The following is a 20981-nucleotide window of genomic DNA, read 5'->3' as shown; positions in this document are numbered from 1 at the left end:
CGGTCTGGGCGATCCCGTCGAGATCCAGCAGCTTGAGCGCGACCTCACGGCGGAGCTCGCGATCCCGCGCGGCCCACACCTCGCCCATGCCACCCCGGCCCAGACGGCTGATCAGCTCGTAACGGTCAGCGATCAGCTTTCCCCGCTCCACGGGGCCAGCATAGGAGACGCCTCCACACCCGCGAAGACGGCCGGTGCGGCGGCCGCCACACCGTCTCTCCAACCTCCGCGGCGCACACACGGGTTAGTCCTGGTGACGATGCCGGTGAGACCTCAGCCGACCAGACCGCCCACCGCAGGCGGCGCGGTAGCCGGGGCGGCAGACCACCCGCCTTCGACCGCGAGGCCTACAAGCAGCGCAACACCGTCGAACGATGCATCAACCGCATCAAGCACACCGCCGCCATAATCAGCGCCCCAGCGAGCGCCACACGTCCTGCGCCCCGTGCACCTTCCTCGACGGCCGCACGGGCATCGGTCGTGCGGCCGTACGCCTCGCGCGCCGATGACGACGAACACCAGGTAGTCGATGCTCAGGCCGAACAGCAGGCGTCAGCGTCAGCGCGACGACAGCGCGGGGTCGCCGGCTGCCGCTGATGGGGAGAGCTCCGGTCGGGTGACTTCTTCCGGCGTCTTCCGAGGACAGGCCTCTCGCCCGTGGCGGACGCGTTGTCGCTGGTGGGGGGCGGATTCGTCACGGGGGCGTGGGTGGGTGGCTCGGTGGTGGCGAGGTCGTGGCGGGGGTGTGGCGCGGTGGTTGTCGCGGGGTGGTTCGGGGGTGGCGGGGTGGGTTGGGAGGTGTGGCGGCGTTCGTTGTCGTCGATGCGCCCAAGGAGGCGTCGTGCGTCACACCGCTGCTGTCCGTTGTTCGACCCGCCGGTCTGGGAGCGGGGAGTTCTCGCCGCTCGATGAGTTGGACCGCGCGTTCCTCGCCGTGGCGGCGACCGACCGGCTGTCGCTGCCGGGGGAGCTCGTAGGCGTCGGGGAGGCGGAAGGGCACCGGGGGGATGGGGTGCCGGTGGATCGGGTGCGGGTGGCGTTGGCGCACCCGGGCACGAGGCCGGAGGTCCGCACCCGGATCTGGCGGGAGGTGGTGGTCCGGGCTCAGCGGGAGGGGGAGCCGTGGGGGTTGGTGGCCGCCGGGTTCGGTGTGCCGGTGCTCCGGCGGGTGCTGTCCCGGCTGCCGCGCGGGAACGCGATCGAGGCGGTGGAGGTGGAGCAGGAGGCCCTGGCCACGTTCGTCGTCGCGCTGCACGCGGCCGACCCGGAGGATGCGGCGCTGGACCAGGCGTTGGTCAGGGCGGCTGACCGGGCGGCGCACCGGCACGTTTACGCGGCGTGTCGCCGGGCTCGGCTGGCCGCGCACCGCTCGGGCCGCGATGCCGCCGAGCGTGGCCTGCGGCTGCCGGACGGGGCAGGCCGGTGGGGCGATGAGTATCAGGTGTTGCGGGATGCGGTCCGGGCGGGGGTCATCACCTGTCCGGAGGCGCAGGTCATCGCCCGGTCGCGGCTGGGTGGGGAGTTGATGGCGGCGTTGGCGATGGAGCGTGGGATGAGCCCCAGCCGGGTCTGTCGGTATCGGGCGGCTGCCGAGGCGCGGCTGGCCGCGTTCCTGCGCGACGGGTCGGCGTGAGGCGTCGGCGTGACGAGAGGACCCGCTGAGCTGGGGCGATGACGCCCACGTGCTGATCGTGTGAGGCGTTCGGGTGATTGGTGCCCGCGTCGTGCACGGCGGGGCCTGCCAAATCTCTATAGGCGGTGAGCACCCGCTCTGGGCGACGGCACTCGTGTCGTCTCCGGGAGCAGCGTCGCCGGCCCGCGCGCGGGTTCGGGGCGTGGTGCTCACCCCTGGTCGGTGGTCGGGCCCCTTGTTGTGGCTCGTGCTGACACCCGAGTCCCACTGTTCCGTCTCCCGATGAGGAGGTGAGCGCGCGACAGAGGTTCGGGCCCGGCCACCAGCCAGGGACTCTCCCCCCCCCGTTCTGCCCCCTGCTTGTGCCGTTGGAGGTGCTTGTTGATGGCGTTGCGCATCACGCCGAACCGTGTCCCGGACCGGGGTTGCCGGTGGCGGATCCGGCTGGTCACGGCCGTGGTGTTCACCGTGTGCTGGTTCGGGTCCGGTGTGGCGTGGGCGGCGGAGCGGTCGGTGGATGCGGTGATCGACAACCTGACGCTCTGGATCGTCGGGGTCTCCGGCGGGCTGGCCACCCTGTTCCTGACCGTCGGGGGCCTGCGCTACATGACGGCCGGTGGCGACCCGGGAGAGGTGGAGGCGGCGAAACGGGCGTTGAGGTCCGCCGCGCTCGGATACTCCCTCGTCATCCTGGCCCCGGTGCTCCTGACGGTCCTCAAGGGCATTGTGGGGACCGACTGATGCCAGGACGCGCTCGCCGCCCGGCCATGGCGTCGCTACTCAAGATCGCGACGGCCGTGCTCGTGGTCAACCTGGTGTTCGCCGCGCCGTGTGCCGGGGCGGCGCCGGGCCAGCCCGAGCCACAGCCCGTTCCCGGCCCCAGCCCTGCGGCGCCGCAGGCGGAGTCGGATGGGGGTGAGCCGTCGCCCAGCCCTGGCGTGAGCCCGGACCCCGACGACCCACCAAAGCCAGAGCCGAACGCTGAGGCGGAGGCGGAGCCGGCCTCGCCCGGGCCCTCCCCCCCAGCGCACGAGGTGGAGGAGTGGATCGAAACCGAGCCGGGCGGCGGTGGCCTCTTCGGCTTCTTCGGGGGATTGTTCGACATCCCGGGGGCGATCGCGGACGCGCTCGTCGAGGCCGTCACCGGGTTCCTCGGTTCGCTGATCCAGGCAGCGATGGAGCCGTTCCTGGAACTCCTGGGCCAGACACTGCTGGCCACCCCGCAGGTCACCGACAATCAGACCCTGGTGGAGATGTGGCGCGCCAGCCTGGGGCTGACGATGGCGGCGTACGTGCTGCTGGTCATGGCCGGCGGGCTGACACTGATGGGCTATGAGACGGTCCAAACCCGCTACGCCCTGAAGCAGATCGCCCCCCGCCTCGTGGTGGGGGTGGTCGCCGCCGCTCTCTCGCTCCCGTTGATGGAGCGGGCGATCGACATGGCCAACGCCCTGTCAGCAGCCATCATGGACCAGAAGCTCGACGACACCGGGCGGGGAATCGCCGAGATGCTGCTCGGCGGAGCACTGTCCGACCTCCTACTCAGCGCGGCGCCGCTGGGCGGCATGCTCCACCTGGCGATCCTCACCCTGGTGCTGCTGGTACTGGTCGCCGGCGTCCTCGTCGGCTACCTCGCCCGCGCGGCCATGGTCGCCCTGCTCGCCGTCTCCGCTCCCCTCGCCCTGGCCTGCCACGGGCTGCCGCAGACCGAGGGCGTGGCGAAGCTCTGGTGGCGGGCGCTGGGCGGATGCCTGGCGATCCAGCTCGCGCAGGCGGTCACGCTGGCTGTGGCGGTGCGGCTGTACTTCGCGCCGGGCAACACCATCCTCGGCCACCCCCACCCCGGCCAGTTGGAGACGCTGCTGTCGGGGCTGTGCCTGTTCTGGGTGCTGTGGAAGATCCCGGGCTGGACCGTGCAGGTCATCCTCCGTGGAACCCCCGCTACGCCACCCCACGCCCCGGCGCCGCTCCGCATTCTGCGAAGCGCTGCCATCGCCATGCTGATCCACCGTTACCTCCCGCCCGGACGGGGCGCGGCAGCGGGGCGGCGTGGTGCTCCGCCCGCGCGCTCGGGCCCCACTCCCCCCGGGCCGTCGGCGCCTCCCGCTTCTCCGACACCGTCAGGTTCTCCCGGACCCTCTGGCGCTCCCGGTGGAGCGGGCGCGCGGCGGCCCGCACCTCCCGGTCGAGGGCCACGCGCTCAGAGACCAGACCCGTCGACCCCGAGGGCAGGGCCTGGAACCCCTCCGGTCCGGAGCCAGGCGGCCGGAGGCAGTGGTGACCGATCGTGCAACACCGGCGAGTTGATGTCCCCGTCGCGTCAGACGGGCACCACCGGTCCCCGCGCGCTGCCGGCCGAGGGACACGGCCGGCCGAGGGCGCTGCGGCGTGCACCGCGAGGCAGCGCCCCACGTGCGGGCACGAAGGCTCCAGCCGGCCAGTCAGGCTCCGGCTCCGGCTCCTCACAGCACACCACCCGAGCGGGCTCTGCCCGTGGGCCTGTTGAGTCCCCCGCGTCGTCGGGCCGTTCCTCTGCCTCGGTGCGGCAGGGGCCATCCCTCGCCGCGCCATCGGCGGCCTCGCGCACGCCGGTCACCGCGGCGAGTAGGGCGAGCGGTGGCTGCCGGTTTACCACTGCCCGGCCGATCCATCTGCGGCTGCCGCTGGAAGGGCCCCGGCCCTCGCGGTCCGCGCGGCTGCGAACCCGAGGAGGTAGAAGGTGATGATCGACTCTCCCCTCGACGAAGCTCCCGTTCCGGCGCGGATCCCGGCGGACATCGAGCGCGAGGACCAGGTGCTCGGGCCGTTCACCGCGCGGCAGACGGCGTGGCTGGTAACGGGCGGGCTGCTGCTCTACGGCGCCTACTGGCTGGTGCGGACGTGGATCAGCCCGGTGGCCTATCTCGCCCTCGTCACCCCGGTCGCCGGCGTCCTGATCGGCCTGGCCATGGGCCGGCGCGAGGGCGTCACGATGGATCGCTACGCCGCCGCAGCCCTGGCGCACCATCGCGCCCCCAAGCGGATGGTACACACGTCCGAGGACCTGCCCGAGTTGCCTGCCTTCCTGGACCCCGCCCTGGTCCGGCAGGCCGGGCCCGCGCCCGTCCGGGCCGGGCTGCCCTGTCGGGGTGTCGACGGAGCCGGCCTGCTGGATCTCGGGCGCGAGGGCCGCGCTGCCCTGGCGCGTTGTTCGACGGTGTCGTTCGCGCTGCGCAGCGGAGCAGAGCAGCAGGCGCTGGTCGCGGGGTTCGGGCGATGGCTGGACTCGTTGACCAGCCCAGTTCAGGTCCTCGTCCGCAGCGATTCGATCGACCTGGCGCCCACGGCCCGACGCCTTCACGACGAGGCGGGATCGCTGCCGCACCCGGCCCTGGTGCGGGCGGCCCGCGCCCACGCTGACCATCTCGCGGGTCTTGCGCCTGACCGGGAGTTGTTGGGTCGTCAGGTGCTGGTAGTCGCCCGGGAATCCGGCGGCGCGGTAGCCGGTGTCCGCGCGGGACAACGCGTCGCCGACGCCGTTACGGCGCTCGCGGCGGCTGACGTCGAGGCCCGCCCGCTGACCGCGGCCGAGGCCGTCGAGGCGCTTCACGCGGCGTGTAACCCCGAACCACCCGGCCCACGCGACGACGAGGCGGAAGAAGAGTGAGGAGACGAGGAATGCTGACCGGAGGCGTTCGGCGTTCTCGCCGCAGGCACGACACCAGAACCGGCACCGGCGCGGAGCCGAGGGTTGTCGACGTCCGGCGGGTGCTGGAGCCAGTAGGTCCGGAGGCCGTGGAGGTCCACGCTCGGTGCGTGGCCGTCGGCGGTCACCTGGCAGCGACGCTGGTGGTCACCGGGTATCCGGCGGAGGTGAACCCGGGGTGGCTGGGGCCGTTGCTGTCCTACCCGGGCCGTCTGGATGTCGCGTTGCACGTCGAGCCGGTGCCGTCCGTGGTGGCCGCCGAGCGGCTCCGCAGGCAGCGGGCACGGCTGGAGTCCTCGCGGCGCAGCCGCATGATGCGGGGGCGGCTGGACGAACCGGAAGGTGAGGCGGCGGCCGAGGACGCGGCCGAGTTGGCGTACCGGATCGCCAGGGGCGAGGGGCGTCTGTTCCGCGTGGGTCTGTACCTGACCGTCCACGCCGCTACCGAGGCCGCCCTCGCGGAGGAGGTCGCTGCCGTCCGTGCTGTGGCCTCGTCCCTGCTGGTCACCGTGCAGCCGACCACCTACCGGGCACTCGCCGGATGGCTGGCCACCCTCCCCCTCGGCCTGGACACGCTCAAGGTGCGGCGGACGATGGACACGGCGGCGCTCGCGGCGTGCTTCCCCTTCACCAGCCCCGACCTGCCGACGCCCACCGACGAGACGGGCGCTCCGGGTGGGGTGCTGCTCGGGCTCAACGCGTCCTCCGGGGCACCGGTGTTCTTCGACCGGTTCGCCCAGGACAACTACAACTCGATCGTCCTGGCCCGGTCCGGCGCGGGAAAGTCCTATCTCGCCAAGCTGGAGTTGCTGCGGCTGCTGTTCACCGGCGTCGAGGCGGCCGTCATCGACCCGGAGGACGAGTACGTGTCGCTGGCCGAGGCGACCGGCGGGCAGGTGATCCGGCTCGGCGAGCCCGGCGTGTGCCTGAATCCCTTCGACCTTCCCGCCCGCCCCTGCTCGCAGGAACCGCGGGACGAGTTGACACGCCAGGCGCTGTTCCTGCACACCTTCCTCGCTGTACTGCTCGGGACGGAGCTCGACTCGGGTCAGCGAGCGGTGTTGGACGCGGCGCTGCTGGCCACGTACGCCCGAGCGGGGATCACCGCCGACCCCGCGACGTGGACCCTTCCCCCGCCGGTCCTGGCCGACCTCCACCAGGTGCTGACCGAGGAGGAAGGAGAAGCGGCCGGCGAGCTGGCCGCGCGGCTCGCCCCCTACGTCTCCGGCTCCCACGCCGGACTGTTCAACGGTGCCACCACGACCTCGCACGCTCGCACCCACCTGGTGGTGTTCGCGCTACGGCGTCTGGCGGACGAGGTCCGGGCCCCGGCGATACTGCTCGCGTTGGAGGCGATCTGGCGCCGGGTCACCACCGGCCCCGTCCGGCGTCGGCTGGTCGTCGTGGACGAGGCGTGGACGCTGATGCGGCAGAGCGACGGCGCCAGGTTCCTCTTCCGCATGGCGAAGTCCGGCCGGCGGCACTGGTGCGGGCTCGCCGTTGTCACCCAGGACGCGGACGACGTCCTCGGCTCCCCGTTGGGCCGCGCGGTCGTCGCCAACTCCGCCACCCAGGTGCTGCTCCGGCAGGCACCGCAGGCCATCGACCAGATCGCCGACGCCTTCCACCTCTCACGAGGCGAGCGCGACGTGCTGCTCACCGCCCGCCGCGGCGAGGCCCTCCTCCTGAACGGTCGACGCCACAAGGCCCTGTTGACCGCCGTCGCATCCCCCGAGGAGCACGTCCTGATCACCACCGACCCCACCGAACGACCCGACCAGAACGAAAGGGAGCCAGCGTGGGCGTGACGACGGGCCCTGGCGGGCCCCTGGCCGACTTGCTCACCAGTCCCGGCGAGTTCCTGCCCGGCGTGGCTGGCGGCCTGGAGCGTTTCCTCGCCGCCCACGCCACGCTCCTCGTTCCCGCCCTGGCTTCGGCCGTGGTCGCGGCCGGACTCGGCCGGTGGCGGCTCCTGCGATGGCGCGACGCGCGGTTCGCGAACGGCGCCCGGTGCGTGACGATCATGGCCCCTCCCCAGGTGCCCGAGCGCGGCGGCGAGGTCCTGTGGGCGCAGCTGACCGGGCTGCTGCGCCCGTGGTGGCGCCGGCTGGCGGAGGGGCAGCCGCATGTGGCCTTCGAGTACGCCTGGTCCGCGGACGGCATGGCGATCCGGTTGTGGGTACCGGTCGGGGTGCCACTGGGGTTGGTGCGCAGGGCAGTCGAGGCGGCCTGGCCCGGCGCCCACACCACCGTCACCGACCCGCCGACGCCCGTCCCCTCGGAGGGCCAAGTGGTGACGGCCGGACGTCTGCGGCTGGCGCGCCCCGACACCGCACCCCTGCGCACCGGCCACCCCGCCGACCCGCTCCGCCCGTTGGTACAGGCCGCCACCGGCCTCGGCGACGGCGACACCGGACTGGTGCAGGTACTCGCCCGCCCGGCCACCGGGCTGCGACGCCAGCGGGCCCGCCGCGCCGCCCGTCGTCTCAAGACGGGAGCCGCGAGCTCGGGCCGGCTCCCGGCGGTGGTGGCGGTGATCGCGCACCGACCACAGCAGGGGCTGGAGGCCAAAACCGACGCGGCGCACTCCCTGGCCGTGCGGCAGGCGGCCGAGAAGCTCGCCGGCCCCCTCTGGGCGGTCTCGGTCGCCTACGCCGCCACGACCACCGCCACCGCCACCGCCGACGACGAGGCCGAGGCCGAGGCCCGACAGCTGGCGCGGGGCCGGGCGCACGCGATCGCCTCGGCGTTCGGACTGTTCGCTGGGGCCAACTGGCTCGCCCGCACCCGGCTCCCCCGCCCGCACCGCGTGCTCGCCGAACGGCGCTTCCCCCGCCGCGCGGGCCTGCTGTCGGTGGCGGAGCTGGCCGGACTGGCCCACCTGCCGTTCGACCCGGACACCCCCGGCCTCGCCCGTGCCGGCGCCCGCTCCGTCCTGCCAACCCCGACCGTTCCCATCCCCGGCCCCCGGGCGAAACCACTCGGCTTCGCGGACCTCGGCCCTCGCCGCCCGGTCGGCCTGCACGTCGCCGACGCCCGGCACCACGTGCACCTGATGGGTGCGACCGGCTCCGGCAAGTCGACCCTCATCGCGCGGATGGCCCTCGACGACATCCGAGCCCGGCGCGGCGTGGCGGTGGTCGACCCCAAGGGCGACCTGATCACCGAACTCCTCGACCGGCTCCCCGAGGACTGCGGCGACCGACTGGTGGTCATCGACCCCGACGACCCGCACCGTCCGCCGTGTCTGAACGTCCTCGAAGGCGACGGTGATGACGTCGACATCGTGGTGGACAACATCACCGGCATCTTCCGCCGCATCTTCGCCGCCTTCTGGGGACCGCGCAGCGACGACCTCATGCGCGCCGCCTGCCTGACCCTGCTGCGCCACCACACCACCGCCCACCAACTGGTCACGCTGGCGGACATCCCGCGGCTGCTCACCGAACCCGCCTTCCGGCTACGGATGATCCCCGGACTGAAAGATCCGGTGCTCAAGGGGTTCTGGGCCTGGTACGAGGCGCTGTCCGACCCGGCGCAGGCGGCCGTCAACGGCCCTGTCCTGAACAAGCTGCGGGCGTTCCTCCTGCGCGACTTCGCCCGCCGCGCCATCGCACAGGGCCACTCCACGTTCCACCTCGCCGACGTCCTTGACGGCGGCATCCTGCTGGCCCGCCTGCCGAAGGGAGCGCTGGGCGAGGAGACCGCACGGCTGCTCGGCTCGTTCATCGTCGCCAAGCTCTGGCAGTCCGCCTCCGCCCGCGTCCGCACCCCCGAAGCCGAGCGCATCGACGCCGCGCTCTACCTCGACGAGTGCCACAACTTCCTCACCCTCCCCTACCCCCTGGAGGACATGCTCGCCGAGGCCCGCGGCTACCGCCTCTCCCTCAACCTCGCCCACCAACACCTCGCCCAGCTCACCGCTGACCTACGCGAGGGCATCTCCGCCAACGCCCGAAGCAAGATCTTCTTCACCGTCTCCCCCGACGACGCCCGCACCCTCGAACGCCACACCGCGCCCCTCCTCACCGCACACGACCTGGCCCACCTCGGCCGCTACCAGGCCGCCGCCCGCCTTCTCGTCGGTGGCACCGACACCCCCGCCTTCACCCTCACCACCCGCCCCCTCCCACCAGCGATTCCGGGCCGGGCGAGGCGACTGCGCGCCCAGGCCGCAGCCCGCGTCTCCGCCACCCCCGGTCCGCGCACCCCACTCACCCCACCGACCCGCCGCTGACACCCGACCCGACCTGACCTGACCTGACCTGCAACGACACCACGAGGCTCCTCCACTCATGCCTGACCGCGCCCTGGCCCCCGCCCGCCCCGTCTACGTGCCGCGCGCCGCCACCTGCCGCAGCCGGCCCCCGTTGCCCCGGTACCGCTCCGATATCTCCGCCCTCGCCACCCGCGTCACCGCCCGCGACCTGTGGCTGCTGCGCATGCTCCACGAACACCGGGTGCTGACCACGCACCACATCACCGCCCTGTGGAACGTCAGCCGCCGAGTGGCCAACCGACGCCTCCGCGCGCTGCACCACCTGCACGCCGTCGACGCCTTCCGGCCCCTCGTCCTGCGCGGCTCGGCCCCCGAGCACTACACCCTCGGCGCGACCGGAGTCCACCTGCTGGCCGCCCACCACGCCGTCGAGCCCTCGGCCCTGGCGTGGCGCAAGGACACCTGCGCCCGCACGGCGTTCTCCCCCACCCTGGACCACGACCTCGCCGTGAACAGCCACCTCACCACCCTCGCCGCCTCCCACCACCACGACCGCGACAGCGAGCTGACCGTGTGGATCTCCGCCCGCTCCGCCGCGCGGCTATGGGGTGACTGGGCCCGCCCCGACGCCTACGCCCACCACCGTCACCGCGAGCGCCTGTTGCCGTTCTTCCTCGAACACGACACCGGTACCCAGCCCCTCGCCCGCGTCGAGGGCAAGCTCGCCGGCTACGCCCAACTCGTCGCCACCACCGGCACCGCGACGCCCATCCTTTTCCACACCTCAAGCCCGGCCCGTGAGGCGAGCCTCCGCCGCCGCCTCGCCCCGACAGCCGCGGACCACGGCCTCCTCGTGGCCACCACCCACGCCGACCACCCCGCCGCACCCGGCGGCGGCTGGCTCCCCCTGCACCCTCCCGCCGGCGAACGCCTCCCCCTCGCCGAACTGGCCCAGCACTGGCCCCACAGCGTTCCCGCGCTCACCGAACAACTCCTCGACGGGGCCGCCACGCCCGCCGCCTCCGCGGGTCACAACGCCTTCCCCTGGCAACCGGTGCCGCCCCTCCCACCCGCCTCCGCCCGTTGGTGACCGTCCGTGGGCAAGATCCTGGGCGGCCTTCTCATCGGCCTCGCAGCCCTGTTCCTCATCGCGGCAGCCGGGGCCACCGCCGTCCTCGGCGGACTCTCCAGCAATCCCTCCGCCGTCGGCGCTGCCGGCGCTGCCGGCGCCGGGACGGTGACGGCCAGCCGGGAGGCGCTCACGGACATCCCGCCGCGCATGCTCGCCCTCTACCAGCAGGCCGCCCCCGAATGCCCCGGGCTGTCCTGGACGGTGCTGGCGGCGATCGGCAAGGTCGAAACCGACCACGCCCGGCACCCGACGATGATCTCCTCGGCAGGGGCGGTCGGGCCGATACAGTTCCTGCCCGCCACCTTCGCCGCCTATGACCGGCCCGTTCCGCCGGGCGGATCCGATCCACCCACCCCATGGGACCCCGTCAACGCCGTCCACGCGGCGGCCCGCCTCCTCTGCGAGCACGGCGCCCCTGAGGACGTCGAAGGCGCGCTGTGGCACTACAACCACGACGACGCGTACGTACACCGGGTACTGGAACAGGCCTCCCGCTACACCACCCCACCCGGCCTCACCGTCGCCGCCCCCACGCCGCAGGCCGCCGAGGCGGTGCGCTACGCGCGGCAACACCTCGGCCAGCCGTACCTGTGGGGTGGCGACGGCCCCGCAGAAGGCGGCTTCGACTGCTCCGGTCTCACTCGCGCCGCCTACGAGACAGCCGGCATCCACCTGCCCCGCGTCGCCCAGGACCAGTACCACGCCGGGCCACGCCTCGGCCCGGACGAACCGCTACTCCCCGGCGATCTCGTCTTCTACGGCACGCCCGGCAACATCCACCACGTCGGTCTCCACACCGGTAACGGAACCATGATCCACGCACCACACCCCGGCGCCCGCGTCCGCGAAGACCCCGTCCGTTACCCGGGCGACGACTATCTCGGCGCCACCCGCCTTTCGCTTCTCGGGGAGGACACGTGACCGCGCCCGCGCGGGAGGAGGCGGAGCTGCTCCTCACCCGACTGAGCCGGGCCCTAGCCGCCATCGCCGTCCTGGCGCTGCTGTTCACCGCCGTCAACGTCACCCTGTTCGCCGTCAGTCGGGGCGTACCGTGGCCCATCGCGCTGCTGCTCGACCCCATGGTCGCCCTCGCCCTGGCCACCGTGCTCTACGCCGACGCACGTCTGACCTCCTGGGGCATCCGACCTCCCGCCTGGTCCACCACGCTGCGCTGGTTCACCGGCCTGGCCGCCACCCTGATGAACTGCTGGGATTCGCTCTGGCCAGACGGTGACCCCGGCTGGCCACGCCACGCCGACCCTGCGGCTGTGTTCCTTCACGCCGTGCCCCCGCTGCTGCTCATCCTGCTGACCGAGACCGTCGCGTCCTATCGCCGCCACCTCACCCCCACCGGGCCGGAACCGGACCACTGCCGCACCCGTACCGACCCCTGCGCCGGTACGGGCCACGATCGGCTTTCGTCACCCGGGACACCTCCGCACCTCACCACCCCAGCCGGTCCGCGAACACCCCCGAGATCGGAGCCCGGCGGCCCGCCACACGCCATCACAGGGCCCGCTCCTGCTGACGGCCACAGCGGCCCGTCCCGCCCCGGCCTCGTGGCCGACACCAGTTGGGACGGAAACGGCCCGGTGACACCGACCCGTGAGAGCACCGCATCGTGCGGGCCGAACGCGGACCCGGACGCCGACCTGCTGGCCCGCGCCACCGTCCTGAACAGTGCCGCACACGCCCTCACCGGGCGTCCCGTCAGCATCCGCCGCCTGCGCACCGAACTGGGCATCGGCACCGACCGCGCCCGCCGCATCCACCACCGCCTGTCCACCCGACAACCGACGGGCACGGAACCGCACCCGCACCCGCACCCGCACCCGCACCCGGTACACGATCCACAATCGCACCCAGGCGCACCGCCAAAAGACTCTTGACCTGCCCAAACGCGGACCCAGACCCGTTCGGGTGACCCGCTTGACTTGATGCCGGAGACGGAGCGTCCATGGTCCTACGCCCAGCGGGCACCCACCGCGAATGCGCACGCGGCCCGCCAACGCGCCCCGGCCGGGGACCCCACCAATCCCCACGGACCTGTGAGGTTCCCCATGACCACAACCACGAACACCACCAAGCCCACCACCGCACTGCGGCCCGACCCCACCGTCTCCAGTAGCGCGCCGACCGCGCTTGAGCGCGTTTCCGCCGCTCTGGCGGCCCACCCCGGCGCCACCACCGCCGAACTCACACGCGCTGCCGGAACCGGCTACTCCACTACCGGAAAGGCCCTTGCCACCCTGGAGAAGACCGGACAGGCCCGACGAGAGAAAGGCGGACGCGACCAGAACAACCGCGCCATCCCAGATCGCTGGCACGCCACCCCCCACTCTCACGACGCAGCCCCTGCCATCGACACCAGCACGGACACCACAGCTGCCAAGGAAACGCCCGCCCCCGAGCAACGCCCCGAAACCGACAACACACCCGCCGGCGCCAGCACGCACGACGACGAGTCGACACCGGAGCCTGAGCCTGAGCCGGCCACGCGGGCGGAGCAGGCCCTGGTCACGGACACGGCCACGTCCGAGACGAGTGGCGCGTCGACGCCCGACACCGACATCCAGCCGCCCGCACCACCATCGGACGCCTCCGCCACGCCCCAGGCACCCGCCAGCCGCAGCCAGGCCGACGACGTTCCCACCACGAACGAGACGGCCGCACCACCAGCTCCGACGACGACCAGTGCTGCGGCGCGGCTGGCCCCCGGCGCGCTGCGGCAGCTGGTGGTCGAGCACCTCACCGCCCACCCCGAGGAGGCATTCACCGCGACCGCGATCAGCCGCGTCATCGAGCGCAGTTCGGGCGCCATCGCCAACGCCCTGGCCACGCTGACCAGGCAAGGCATCGCCTGTCAGGTCAGCGACCGCCCTCGCCGCCACCAGCTCACCCGCGCGCCTGCCAGCGACGGACAGTAGACCACACGCCAGCGTCGCTCCCGCTTGCTCCTTGGGTGGGAGCGACGCAGTGTGCTGCCCGTTCGATGGATTGTCCGTGGTCGTGGCTGAACGTGAGTCTTCAACCAAGGGCTGTTACGTGAGTGGAATCTCGCATGCAAGCCCTCAGTAACGGTCTCTTGCGGGCCGAACGTCCCCGGCCTCCGCGTCGCCGCCGTGTCAACGGCCCCGAGGTTCCGGCTGCAGCCAACTCATGCAGGCTGTGCCCCCTCGCCTAGCAGGAGCCGCCGGATCAGCGGATGGCAGCGGTACCGGTTCGGCTGCGGCTCGGTCACCAGGTGGGCTGATTCAAGTACCCGCAGTTGGGCCTGTGCCTCCTGTGGACTCGTTCCGGCCAGCGCGGCGAGCCGGGTCACCGGAGTGTCGGCGGCGGGATGGCGAGCGATCAGTCGTAGCAATCGTGCACTGTCACTTGTCAAAGACGCGAACGAGGCAGCAAGCGCTGCTCCCACCTGAGAACCCGCGGTGGCCAGACGTTCGGCCGCTTGGCTGAGCGTCCAGGAGGGGCGATCACGCAGCCGGGTGGCGATGAGGCTAAGGGCGAGCGGCATCGCACCACATTGCTGGACGATCCTGGCCGCCTGTTCCGGCTCGGCCCGCACCCGTGCTCTGCCCAGCAGGTGTTCGAGCATAGCGACGCCCGCTTCCTGGGTCAACGTGTCAAGCCGCACCAGCAAGGTGTCATGTGTGACGGCCAACTCATCCAGGTGGCGCCGACTGGTGACCACGGTCAGGCTGTCCGTCGATCCGGGCAGCAGTGGCTCGACCTCGGAGGCTGAAGAAGCGCCGTCGAGCAGGACGAGCATTCGCTTGTCCGCCAGCACACTGCGGTACAGGGCCGCCCGCTCAGCCATGGCGTCGGGTATCACATCCTCTCGTACCCCAAGGGCCCGCAGAAAAGCACCCAACACCTCCAGTGGCTCGGTCTGCCGCTCTAGGTTGGCAAAGAGTTGGCCATCCGGAAAATGGCTCGCTCGCCGACGGGCCCATGCCGTGACGAGGGAGGTCTTGCCAGCCCCGGGCAAGCCAGTTACCAGGCACACCGCCGCGTCCGAGTCCATCAGGAGGTCCATCATCCCCAACTCCTGTTCCCGGCCGACCAGCGTCGTGATACTCAATGGCAGCTGCCGGGGCCGAGGAACCGGAGAGGTGACCGCTTGCTCTGCTCGACCGGTCGCGGTGCCTGCGCTTCGAACCGCGTCAGCGCCTTGGCAGGCATTCAGCACCACCATGTTGTGGGAGAGGATGGCTTCTTGGATGCGGCCGAGTTCGGGCCCTGGCTCGAGGCCAAGCTCATCGATCACACGGCGACGGTATCGGTGGTACACGGACAGGGCTTCAGCCGCCCGGCCGCTGCGATATAGCACAGTCATCCACAGCCTGTGCAACTCTTCATCGAAAGGATGTTCCTCCGTGAGGCGGCTGATCTCCGCGATCACCTCACCAAGCCGGCCCAGTTCAGCGACGACCCGCAGATTTTCCTTCGTCGCTGAGAGGCGTGTCTCGGCCAGCCTGGCACGTTCAGCCTCCATGCAGAGGCCGGGAATGTCCATGAGTGCCTCTCCCCGCCACTCGTCGAGCCCACTCCTGTACAGGCGGGCCGCTTCGGCCAGCTCACCGGCCTCCAGGCGGGCTCGGGCGTCGGTGACCCGCTGTGTGAAGCGCATGCTGTCCAGCCGCTCGGGTTCCACGGTGAGGCGGTACGCCGTGCCAACCCGCGCGACTGACGTCGTTCCCAAAGAAGTGCGTAGCCTGGAGACGTAGGCTGGAACGAGGGACATGGCTGAACTGGGCGGCGAGTCCTCCCAGAGAACATCGATCAGTCGTTCGGCCGACACCACGCGATTGGCGTTGATCAGCAAGAACGCTAGAAGCGCGCGAAGCTTGCCAGATCCCAGGCCGATGTCGCGGCCGTCCACGGTCACACGTAGTGGCCCCAACACGCCGAACTCCACATCGGATGTGGTCCGGCCCTGGGTACCTGATGGCGGGCCCTTCCGCGCCGATCGTTCCTCCGCCGCCAGCTCCCAGCGTGCGCGCCACTCCTTCGGGTCGGCACCGCACGCCCTGAGGTACTTCACGACGAAGTTCCACGACGGCACCTCCTGCCCGTTGGTGGCACGGGACACCGCCGCCGGAGAGTAGTGGGTGATACAGGCAATCTGGCGCTGGGACATGCCGACGGCATCGCGTGCGGCCCGCAGTTCCTTGGCCAACTGAGCGACCCCGTCTTCACCCAGGATGCGCGACTCAGGGCGTCCCATGTCGCGAACTCCCACTCTTTGACTGCTTCCCCATCACAGGCTGTGTCCTGACTCGCCACGGGTGACCCGGATCCGGCCAACGCACAGCATGATGCTGCGACCGTGGTAGGCGAGAAGCCCGATGGCCGTCGCGCAACCGGCGGCCGCCACCGTTTGGCCCAAGGTGTGTCCACCCCATACCAGCGCTATCAGCACGAACGCCAGCTCTGCGGCCACGATGAGAGCCAAGGCCAGATCAGCGGACCGGCCTCGCGTGCCTTCGCCCTCGACGGAGGCACGCCGACGCGCTGGCGGCCCTGACGATGTCACACCGTTCACCTTGACGGGCGACGCTGAGTGAGAACGCGCCTGGCCCTCGCCAGGCATCTCGTAGATGCTCATACTGCAGTCCTCGTGATTCTGACCCGGACAGGACATGGTTCTGCTCGATGCGCGAAGTCGCTTGTGTTTGGCGCCACATGACGACCCGCAGTCATCTTGGCCTGATCAACGGGCAACGGCAAGGTCCTGCCGAGGGACATGCAGAGGGGCGGCGTCCCGCGCCAACAGGATCGCCGCCCGTTCCCACCTGCCTGTCCGGGTCAGGAACAACAGCACAGCGGGTTGATGCGAGTTTTCCAGCCCGAGCAGCTCTCGCAACGTGTAAACAACTCAGAAACAACTGGGGGTGGCGGTGCCCGTCGCCGGCGGGGCGAACCTCGGACCTCGCGACCAGAGTGGCGTCGTAGGCCCGGCACCCGAGCTCGTCTGCCATCAGGGGCAGGACGGAGCCCAACACGGATACGGCCGCGCTGCCAGTTTTCGCTGTGACGGGGTGGTGGGGGGTGGGCCGTCGCCCCCTGGGTTCCTGGCTGGGGGCGGCCCGTCGGGGGTCAGGTGTGGTTGGTGGCCAGGGCTTTGGTGGCGGCGTTGGCGATGGCGGCTGGTGCTTGGGTGGGGTCTGACAGTTCGAGGAGGGTGGTGCCGGGGAGGGGGTGGGGGTGGGGTGCGAAGGCGAGCCAGAGGACTGCGCATCCGGCGTTGCGTGCGGCGGTGATGCGTTGGGTGGCGTGGGTGGCTTCGTTGGGGCTGTAGAGGCCGTCGGAGGCGATGACCAGGAGGCGGCCGGCGCCGGGCTGGGTGAGTCCGATGCCGGAGGTGAGGGCGTCGATGGCCTCGGCGAGGCGGTGGCCCTTTCCCTGGGCGGCGAACTCGGTGACGGCTCGGGGGGCGCGGGCGGGTGTGGTGATCGCGGTGAGGGTGCGGTCGTAGGCGATGGTGGCGCTGCGGGAGTCGGGGTCGGTCAGTGTGACGGCGTGGGCGAGGATCCAGGCGGCGGAGGCGATGGGGCGGGTGGCGGCGTGCATCGAGCCGGAGACGTCGACCGCGATTCCCACGCGCAGCGGCGGGGTGGGGCCGGTGCGGTGGGTGGTGCGGGTCCACGGGGTGGCGGTTGGTGTGGCGCCGGCGGCCCGTTGCGCGTCCCTGGCGAGGGCGCCGCGCATGTTCAGCCGTCCGGGCGGGGCCTGGGAGTGGGTGATGGTGGTGGTGCGTTCCCGGTAGGCGGCGGCGCGCAGCGCGCGGGCCAGTTGTCCGGCGGCGGCCTTCTCGGCCCGGGTGGGGGCGCGGGTGCCGGTGACGGGTGAGGGGTCGATGCCGGTGGCGTCCAGACGGGGCAGGTAGGGCAGACGGGCAGGGGTGAAGACCTTCTTCGCCAGCTCGGCGGCCCGCCGGGCCTGAGCCGCCTGGTCGGCCTTCGCCTGCTGCCGGGCGGCGCGGGCCGCAGCCACGCGTGCCTGGGCCCGTGCCTGTTCCTGGGCTGGGCCGGTGGCCTTGCCGACCGCCTCGCGCAGCTCGCCGGCCGGTGCCGTGGTGTCGGGGGCTGGTGGCGGGCTGTCGGGGTCGGTGTTCAGGGCCTTGCACCATGCGGTGGCGTGTGCCCGCATCGCCTCGTGGTCCTCGTCGGCCGTGGCGTGGGCCGCGTTCCAGATCCCGGCGAGGGTGTCCAGGACCTCGGCGCCGAGGATGCCGGTCACCGTGTCCTGGAGGGCTTGGGTTTCGTCTGGGTCGAAGATTCCGGCGTCGCGGCGGGCGAGGATGAGGCCGGCTGCGCAGGCGGCGTGCCATGGGTCGCTGGGGGTGGTGTGGTCGATGTCGCGTTTGACGAGGGTGTCGATGGCGGCGCGTACGACGTCGCGGTCGGTGGGGCGGCGGGCGAGGTGGGCGCGTTCGGCGCGGGATTCCTCCAGCAGGTCCGCCGCCGACAGTAGGGCCGTTCCTGGCGCGCCGAAGCGGATCTTCCACCGGGTGTGGGCGGCGTGGGCTGCCTCGTGCAGGAACGCGCCCCAGGCGATCGGGTAGCGCACCTCGTCGCCGGCCCGGCGGGGGATGATGCTGGCCGGGTCCAAGGGGGCGAACAGCCGGTTGTCCAGATCCAGCTCCGCCCGCAGCAGGTCGAAGCAGGCTGGTGCCCCGCTTCGGGTCCCCTTGGGGCACAGGACGAGCACGTCCTCGCGGCCGCACAGCTCGGGCAGACGGCGGGACAGCTCGGCGGCGATCCGCCGCCATTCCGCGTCCTCGGGCCGGTCGGGGGCGGCGGGTCCCCCGTCGTCCGCCCAGCGCGCGAGATCGAGGTCGGCCTGTGTCACGGGGGTGAGGTGGATGTGGGCGGTTGCAGCCATGGCGAATTGCTGTCCCTTCGGTCGGAATGGGGTGGGTGGTGGTGGGCCGGAGGGCCCCGGGGCCCCGGCGCGGGGGCCGGGGTGTGTGCCCGGGCCCCGGGGGTGGTCAGAGTTGGACGCCGAGGGCGAGGGCGGTCACGGTGTGGCCGGTGGCCTTGGTGACGACCTCGGCGACCGTGTCGCGGTCCTCCAGCGGCGCGACGCCGACGAGGTTGGCGAAGGTAGCCTCGGCGCCGAGGACGTCGGCGATCTTCTGGAAGGCGATCAGTTCGCGGAGTTGGGGCGCCCAGCCGACCTCGCCTGCCTGCTGGCGGGTGGCCAGGTGGCGCGCGATCCGCACCGCCGCTTTGTTGATCTTCAGCGCGGTGGCGAGGTCGTAGTCGGTGCCGACCTGGATCTGTACGGAGAACCGGGACGCGAGGGCCTCGGTGAGGATCGCGCCGTGGACGCCGGGGTTGTGACCGGCGATCACGTAGAAGCCGTCGGCGGCGGTGATGGTCTCACCTTTGTGGGCCTTGACCTGGATCTGTCGGCGGCCGTCCATCGCCGGATACAGCGCCGCGAGCACCTTGGGCGAGATGAGCGTGGCGTCGTCCAGCAACAACGCCCGCCCCTCCTGCATGGCCGCGACGAGGGGCCCGTAGACGAACCGGTAACCGCCGCCCTCGTCCTGGGTGTACTCCCCGACGAGGTCACCGACGGTCGTGTCGCCATCTCCGGCCACCGTGATCAGGTCGGGGAAGGCAGCCTCGATCACACTGGTCTTGCCGGTGCCCGGCGGCCCGTACAGCAACGCCGGGATACCCGCATCGCGCAGCCTGCGCAGCGCCTCGACATCCGGCAGACTCGCCAGGGCACGCGGATGGTAGAGCAGGCCGTTGGGCCGGGTGATCGGCAACGGACGCCCGCCGCGTGTCGGCACGGCCGGAGGCGTTGCCTTCGCGTTGGGTGTGGGCGCGGCCGGTGGAGGCGACGCTGACGCCGGGGCGGACCCACCGGCGGCGGGTGGCGGAACCGAGCCTTTCGCGGCGGCGGCCGTGGCGGAGTTCGCGGTGTAGGTGCGGGGCCTGTGGGAGACGCGGTCCGCCTGCCCGCTGCTGACCAGCCGTTCGCAGGCGTTGCCGATCGCCCCGCCCGAGTGCCCCAGGATCTTGACCAGCTCTGTCACGGTGAACGTCCGCGAAGGGTTCCCCGCCAGGGTCTGGGCGATCAGGGCTCGCAACTCGCCTGGCCGCGCCTTCCCTCCCCCACCGGGCGGCGGCGCGGCGGACGCGGGTGCGGCGGATGGCGAGGAGGCGGCGGGCGGGGCGGCGGCGGTCATCAGGCAAATCCCTTTCTGGTCAGTGGGGGTGGTTCTCCACCGGCGGCGTTCGCGACGGAGACGAGGACTGGGCGGCGGGGCGGGGTACCGGGCCGGTGCCGCGCGGCGGGCACCGGCCCGGCGTGGCGTCACGGCTCGTGGTGGCGGGGGCCCGGAAGTCGGGGGATGACCGGCCCGTCCGTACCGTCGGGCGCGTCCGGGTGTTCGGCGTGGCGCTGGGCGCGCACCGCCGGGTGACGGCATTCGGCCCAGTCGGCCGGAAGCGCGCCGCCACGTGAGAGCCAGCGGTCCAGCTGGTCGAAGGTCTCCAGCACATCGGCCAGCCGCGCGCCCCACGTGGACCGGCGGGCCTCTACGGCGTCCAGCCGGTCCACCGCCGCCCGCAGCTGAAGCAGAACAATCTCGTAATTCACGACGCGGAATTCCTCCTCTTTCAGGGCGCACTTCTCCCGCAGCACGAATTTGCAGGGAAAACGCTCGCCGATTTCTTCGGGTCCCCTTTTTGGGGACACAATGAATATAGCTCGACGCGGCGCAGGACACCTAGTCGGAACAGGGCTTGGAATTCCTGGAATTCTCGTGAATTGACGACGCATTCGGTCGTGCCGAATTCGCCTCACGACGGGAAGCGTCGTGGACTGCCTGATCTACGACCGAACGGCAGGCGGGGCGGGGCAGGCGTCACTCAGACGGAGCAATCCGCGCGGCCCGCCGTGGCGGCGGTCCGCCGGGCGGTCATCCCTGCGGGTCCGCATGCCCGGGTGAGCCGGGCGGGCGGGTTCGTTACGCAGGAGGGCGCCCGGGGCGCGGCGCGTGGCGTGGCACCCTCGCGGGGGACGCGCCGTGCGGCGCGGTGAGCGCACCGGGGTGGCAGCGCCGACAGCGCAGGAGCGAAGCCGATGGTGATCAGATCATCCGCCGACATGGCGTCATGCCTCGCCTCGCCCGCCTCGGCGTGTACGGGAGGCGGGTCCTGGAAGGATGAGGCGACCGTCACGGAGGAGGGCGGTATGCGAGATCAGAGATGACGGGCTGTCAGGTGGGGGCGGGCAGGGGATGGGCCTGGGGGCCGGGCGCGCTGTGGGGGTGGATCGGGTTAGC

General features: G+C 72.0%; 15 protein-coding genes and 1 pseudogene. 11 read left to right on the top strand and 5 right to left on the bottom strand.

The genetic code is table 11. From position 1 onward, the window contains the following. Window positions 1-276: 276 nt before the first annotated feature. From ACTWP5_RS29520 to ACTWP5_RS29470, 11 genes and pseudogenes are all read left to right on the top strand, one after another. Window positions 277-408 (top strand): annotated as a pseudogene (locus tag ACTWP5_RS29520) (IS5/IS1182 family transposase); the annotation flags it as partial. A 433-nt stretch (window positions 409-841) separates the two neighbouring features. Next, on the top strand, window positions 842-1633 hold the full coding sequence (locus ACTWP5_RS29515) for a hypothetical protein (RefSeq protein WP_443224223.1): 792 nt from the start codon (window positions 842-844) through the stop codon (window positions 1631-1633). Between the two features lie 384 nt (window positions 1634-2017). Beyond that, window positions 2018-2374 carry a pilin gene (locus ACTWP5_RS29510; RefSeq protein WP_443224222.1) on the top strand — a complete coding sequence of 119 codons (357 nt, stop codon included), beginning with the start codon at window positions 2018-2020 and terminating at the stop codon, window positions 2372-2374. Continuing rightward, window positions 2374-4356: a hypothetical protein gene (locus ACTWP5_RS29505; protein WP_443224221.1), complete on the top strand. Its 1983-nt coding sequence runs from the start codon at window positions 2374-2376 to the stop codon at window positions 4354-4356. The genes ACTWP5_RS29510 and ACTWP5_RS29505 overlap by 1 nt, the downstream gene beginning before the upstream one ends. Continuing rightward, complete coding sequence (locus tag ACTWP5_RS29500; protein ID WP_443224225.1) at window positions 4356-5279, top strand: PrgI family protein; 924 nt, start codon at window positions 4356-4358, stop codon at window positions 5277-5279. Before ACTWP5_RS29505 ends, ACTWP5_RS29500 begins: the two co-directional genes overlap by 1 nt. A gap of 11 nt (window positions 5280-5290) precedes the next feature. Further along, window positions 5291-7126, top strand: a complete 1836-nt coding sequence (locus ACTWP5_RS29495) for a VirB4 family type IV secretion system protein (protein WP_443224220.1) — start codon at window positions 5291-5293, stop codon at window positions 7124-7126. Next, a complete protein-coding gene (locus tag ACTWP5_RS29490; RefSeq protein ID WP_443224219.1) occupies window positions 7117-9555 on the top strand; it encodes a type IV secretory system conjugative DNA transfer family protein in 2439 nt (812 codons plus the stop codon). The genes ACTWP5_RS29495 and ACTWP5_RS29490 overlap by 10 nt, the downstream gene beginning before the upstream one ends. A gap of 58 nt (window positions 9556-9613) precedes the next feature. Further along, the gene (locus tag ACTWP5_RS29485; RefSeq protein WP_443224218.1) at window positions 9614-10627 is read left to right on the top strand and encodes a replication-relaxation family protein; all 1014 of its coding nucleotides are present in this window, start codon (window positions 9614-9616) and stop codon (window positions 10625-10627) included. Between the two features lie 6 nt (window positions 10628-10633). Further along, on the top strand, window positions 10634-11590 hold the full coding sequence (locus tag ACTWP5_RS29480) for a C40 family peptidase (RefSeq protein WP_443224217.1): 957 nt from the start codon (window positions 10634-10636) through the stop codon (window positions 11588-11590). Further along, window positions 11587-12558, top strand: a complete 972-nt coding sequence (locus tag ACTWP5_RS29475; protein ID WP_443224216.1) for an extensin — start codon at window positions 11587-11589, stop codon at window positions 12556-12558. Before ACTWP5_RS29480 ends, ACTWP5_RS29475 begins: the two co-directional genes overlap by 4 nt. Before the next feature lie 171 nt (window positions 12559-12729). Next, the gene (locus tag ACTWP5_RS29470; RefSeq protein WP_443224215.1) at window positions 12730-13596 is read left to right on the top strand and encodes a hypothetical protein; all 867 of its coding nucleotides are present in this window, start codon (window positions 12730-12732) and stop codon (window positions 13594-13596) included. A 230-nt stretch (window positions 13597-13826) separates the two neighbouring features. On the opposite strand, the gene ACTWP5_RS29465 is transcribed toward ACTWP5_RS29470, so the two are convergent. From ACTWP5_RS29465 to ACTWP5_RS29445, 5 genes are all read right to left on the bottom strand, one after another. Then, a complete protein-coding gene (locus ACTWP5_RS29465) occupies window positions 13827-15899 on the bottom strand; it encodes a BTAD domain-containing putative transcriptional regulator (protein ID WP_443224214.1) in 2073 nt (690 codons plus the stop codon). 33 nt (window positions 15900-15932) lie between these two features. Beyond that, window positions 15933-16280, bottom strand: coding sequence for a hypothetical protein (locus tag ACTWP5_RS29460; protein ID WP_443224213.1), 348 nt, complete (start codon window positions 16278-16280; stop codon window positions 15933-15935). Window positions 16281-16771: 491 nt separating this feature from the next. Continuing rightward, window positions 16772-18559, bottom strand: coding sequence for a hypothetical protein (locus ACTWP5_RS29455; RefSeq protein ID WP_443224212.1), 1788 nt, complete (start codon window positions 18557-18559; stop codon window positions 16772-16774). Between the two features lie 106 nt (window positions 18560-18665). Further along, a complete protein-coding gene (locus ACTWP5_RS29450; protein WP_443224224.1) occupies window positions 18666-19769 on the bottom strand; it encodes an AAA family ATPase in 1104 nt (367 codons plus the stop codon). Window positions 19770-20008: 239 nt separating this feature from the next. Then, window positions 20009-20338, bottom strand: coding sequence for a hypothetical protein (locus ACTWP5_RS29445; RefSeq protein ID WP_443224211.1), 330 nt, complete (start codon window positions 20336-20338; stop codon window positions 20009-20011). Between the last annotated feature and the right edge of the window lie 643 nt (window positions 20339-20981).

Source organism: Streptomyces sp. 4N509B, assembly GCF_052245655.1.
In the GTDB taxonomy this organism is placed as follows: domain Bacteria; phylum Actinomycetota; class Actinomycetes; order Streptomycetales; family Streptomycetaceae; genus Streptomyces.
The sequence above is the reverse complement of the archived record's forward strand: the minus strand, read 5'-3'. Positions and strand labels throughout refer to the sequence as shown.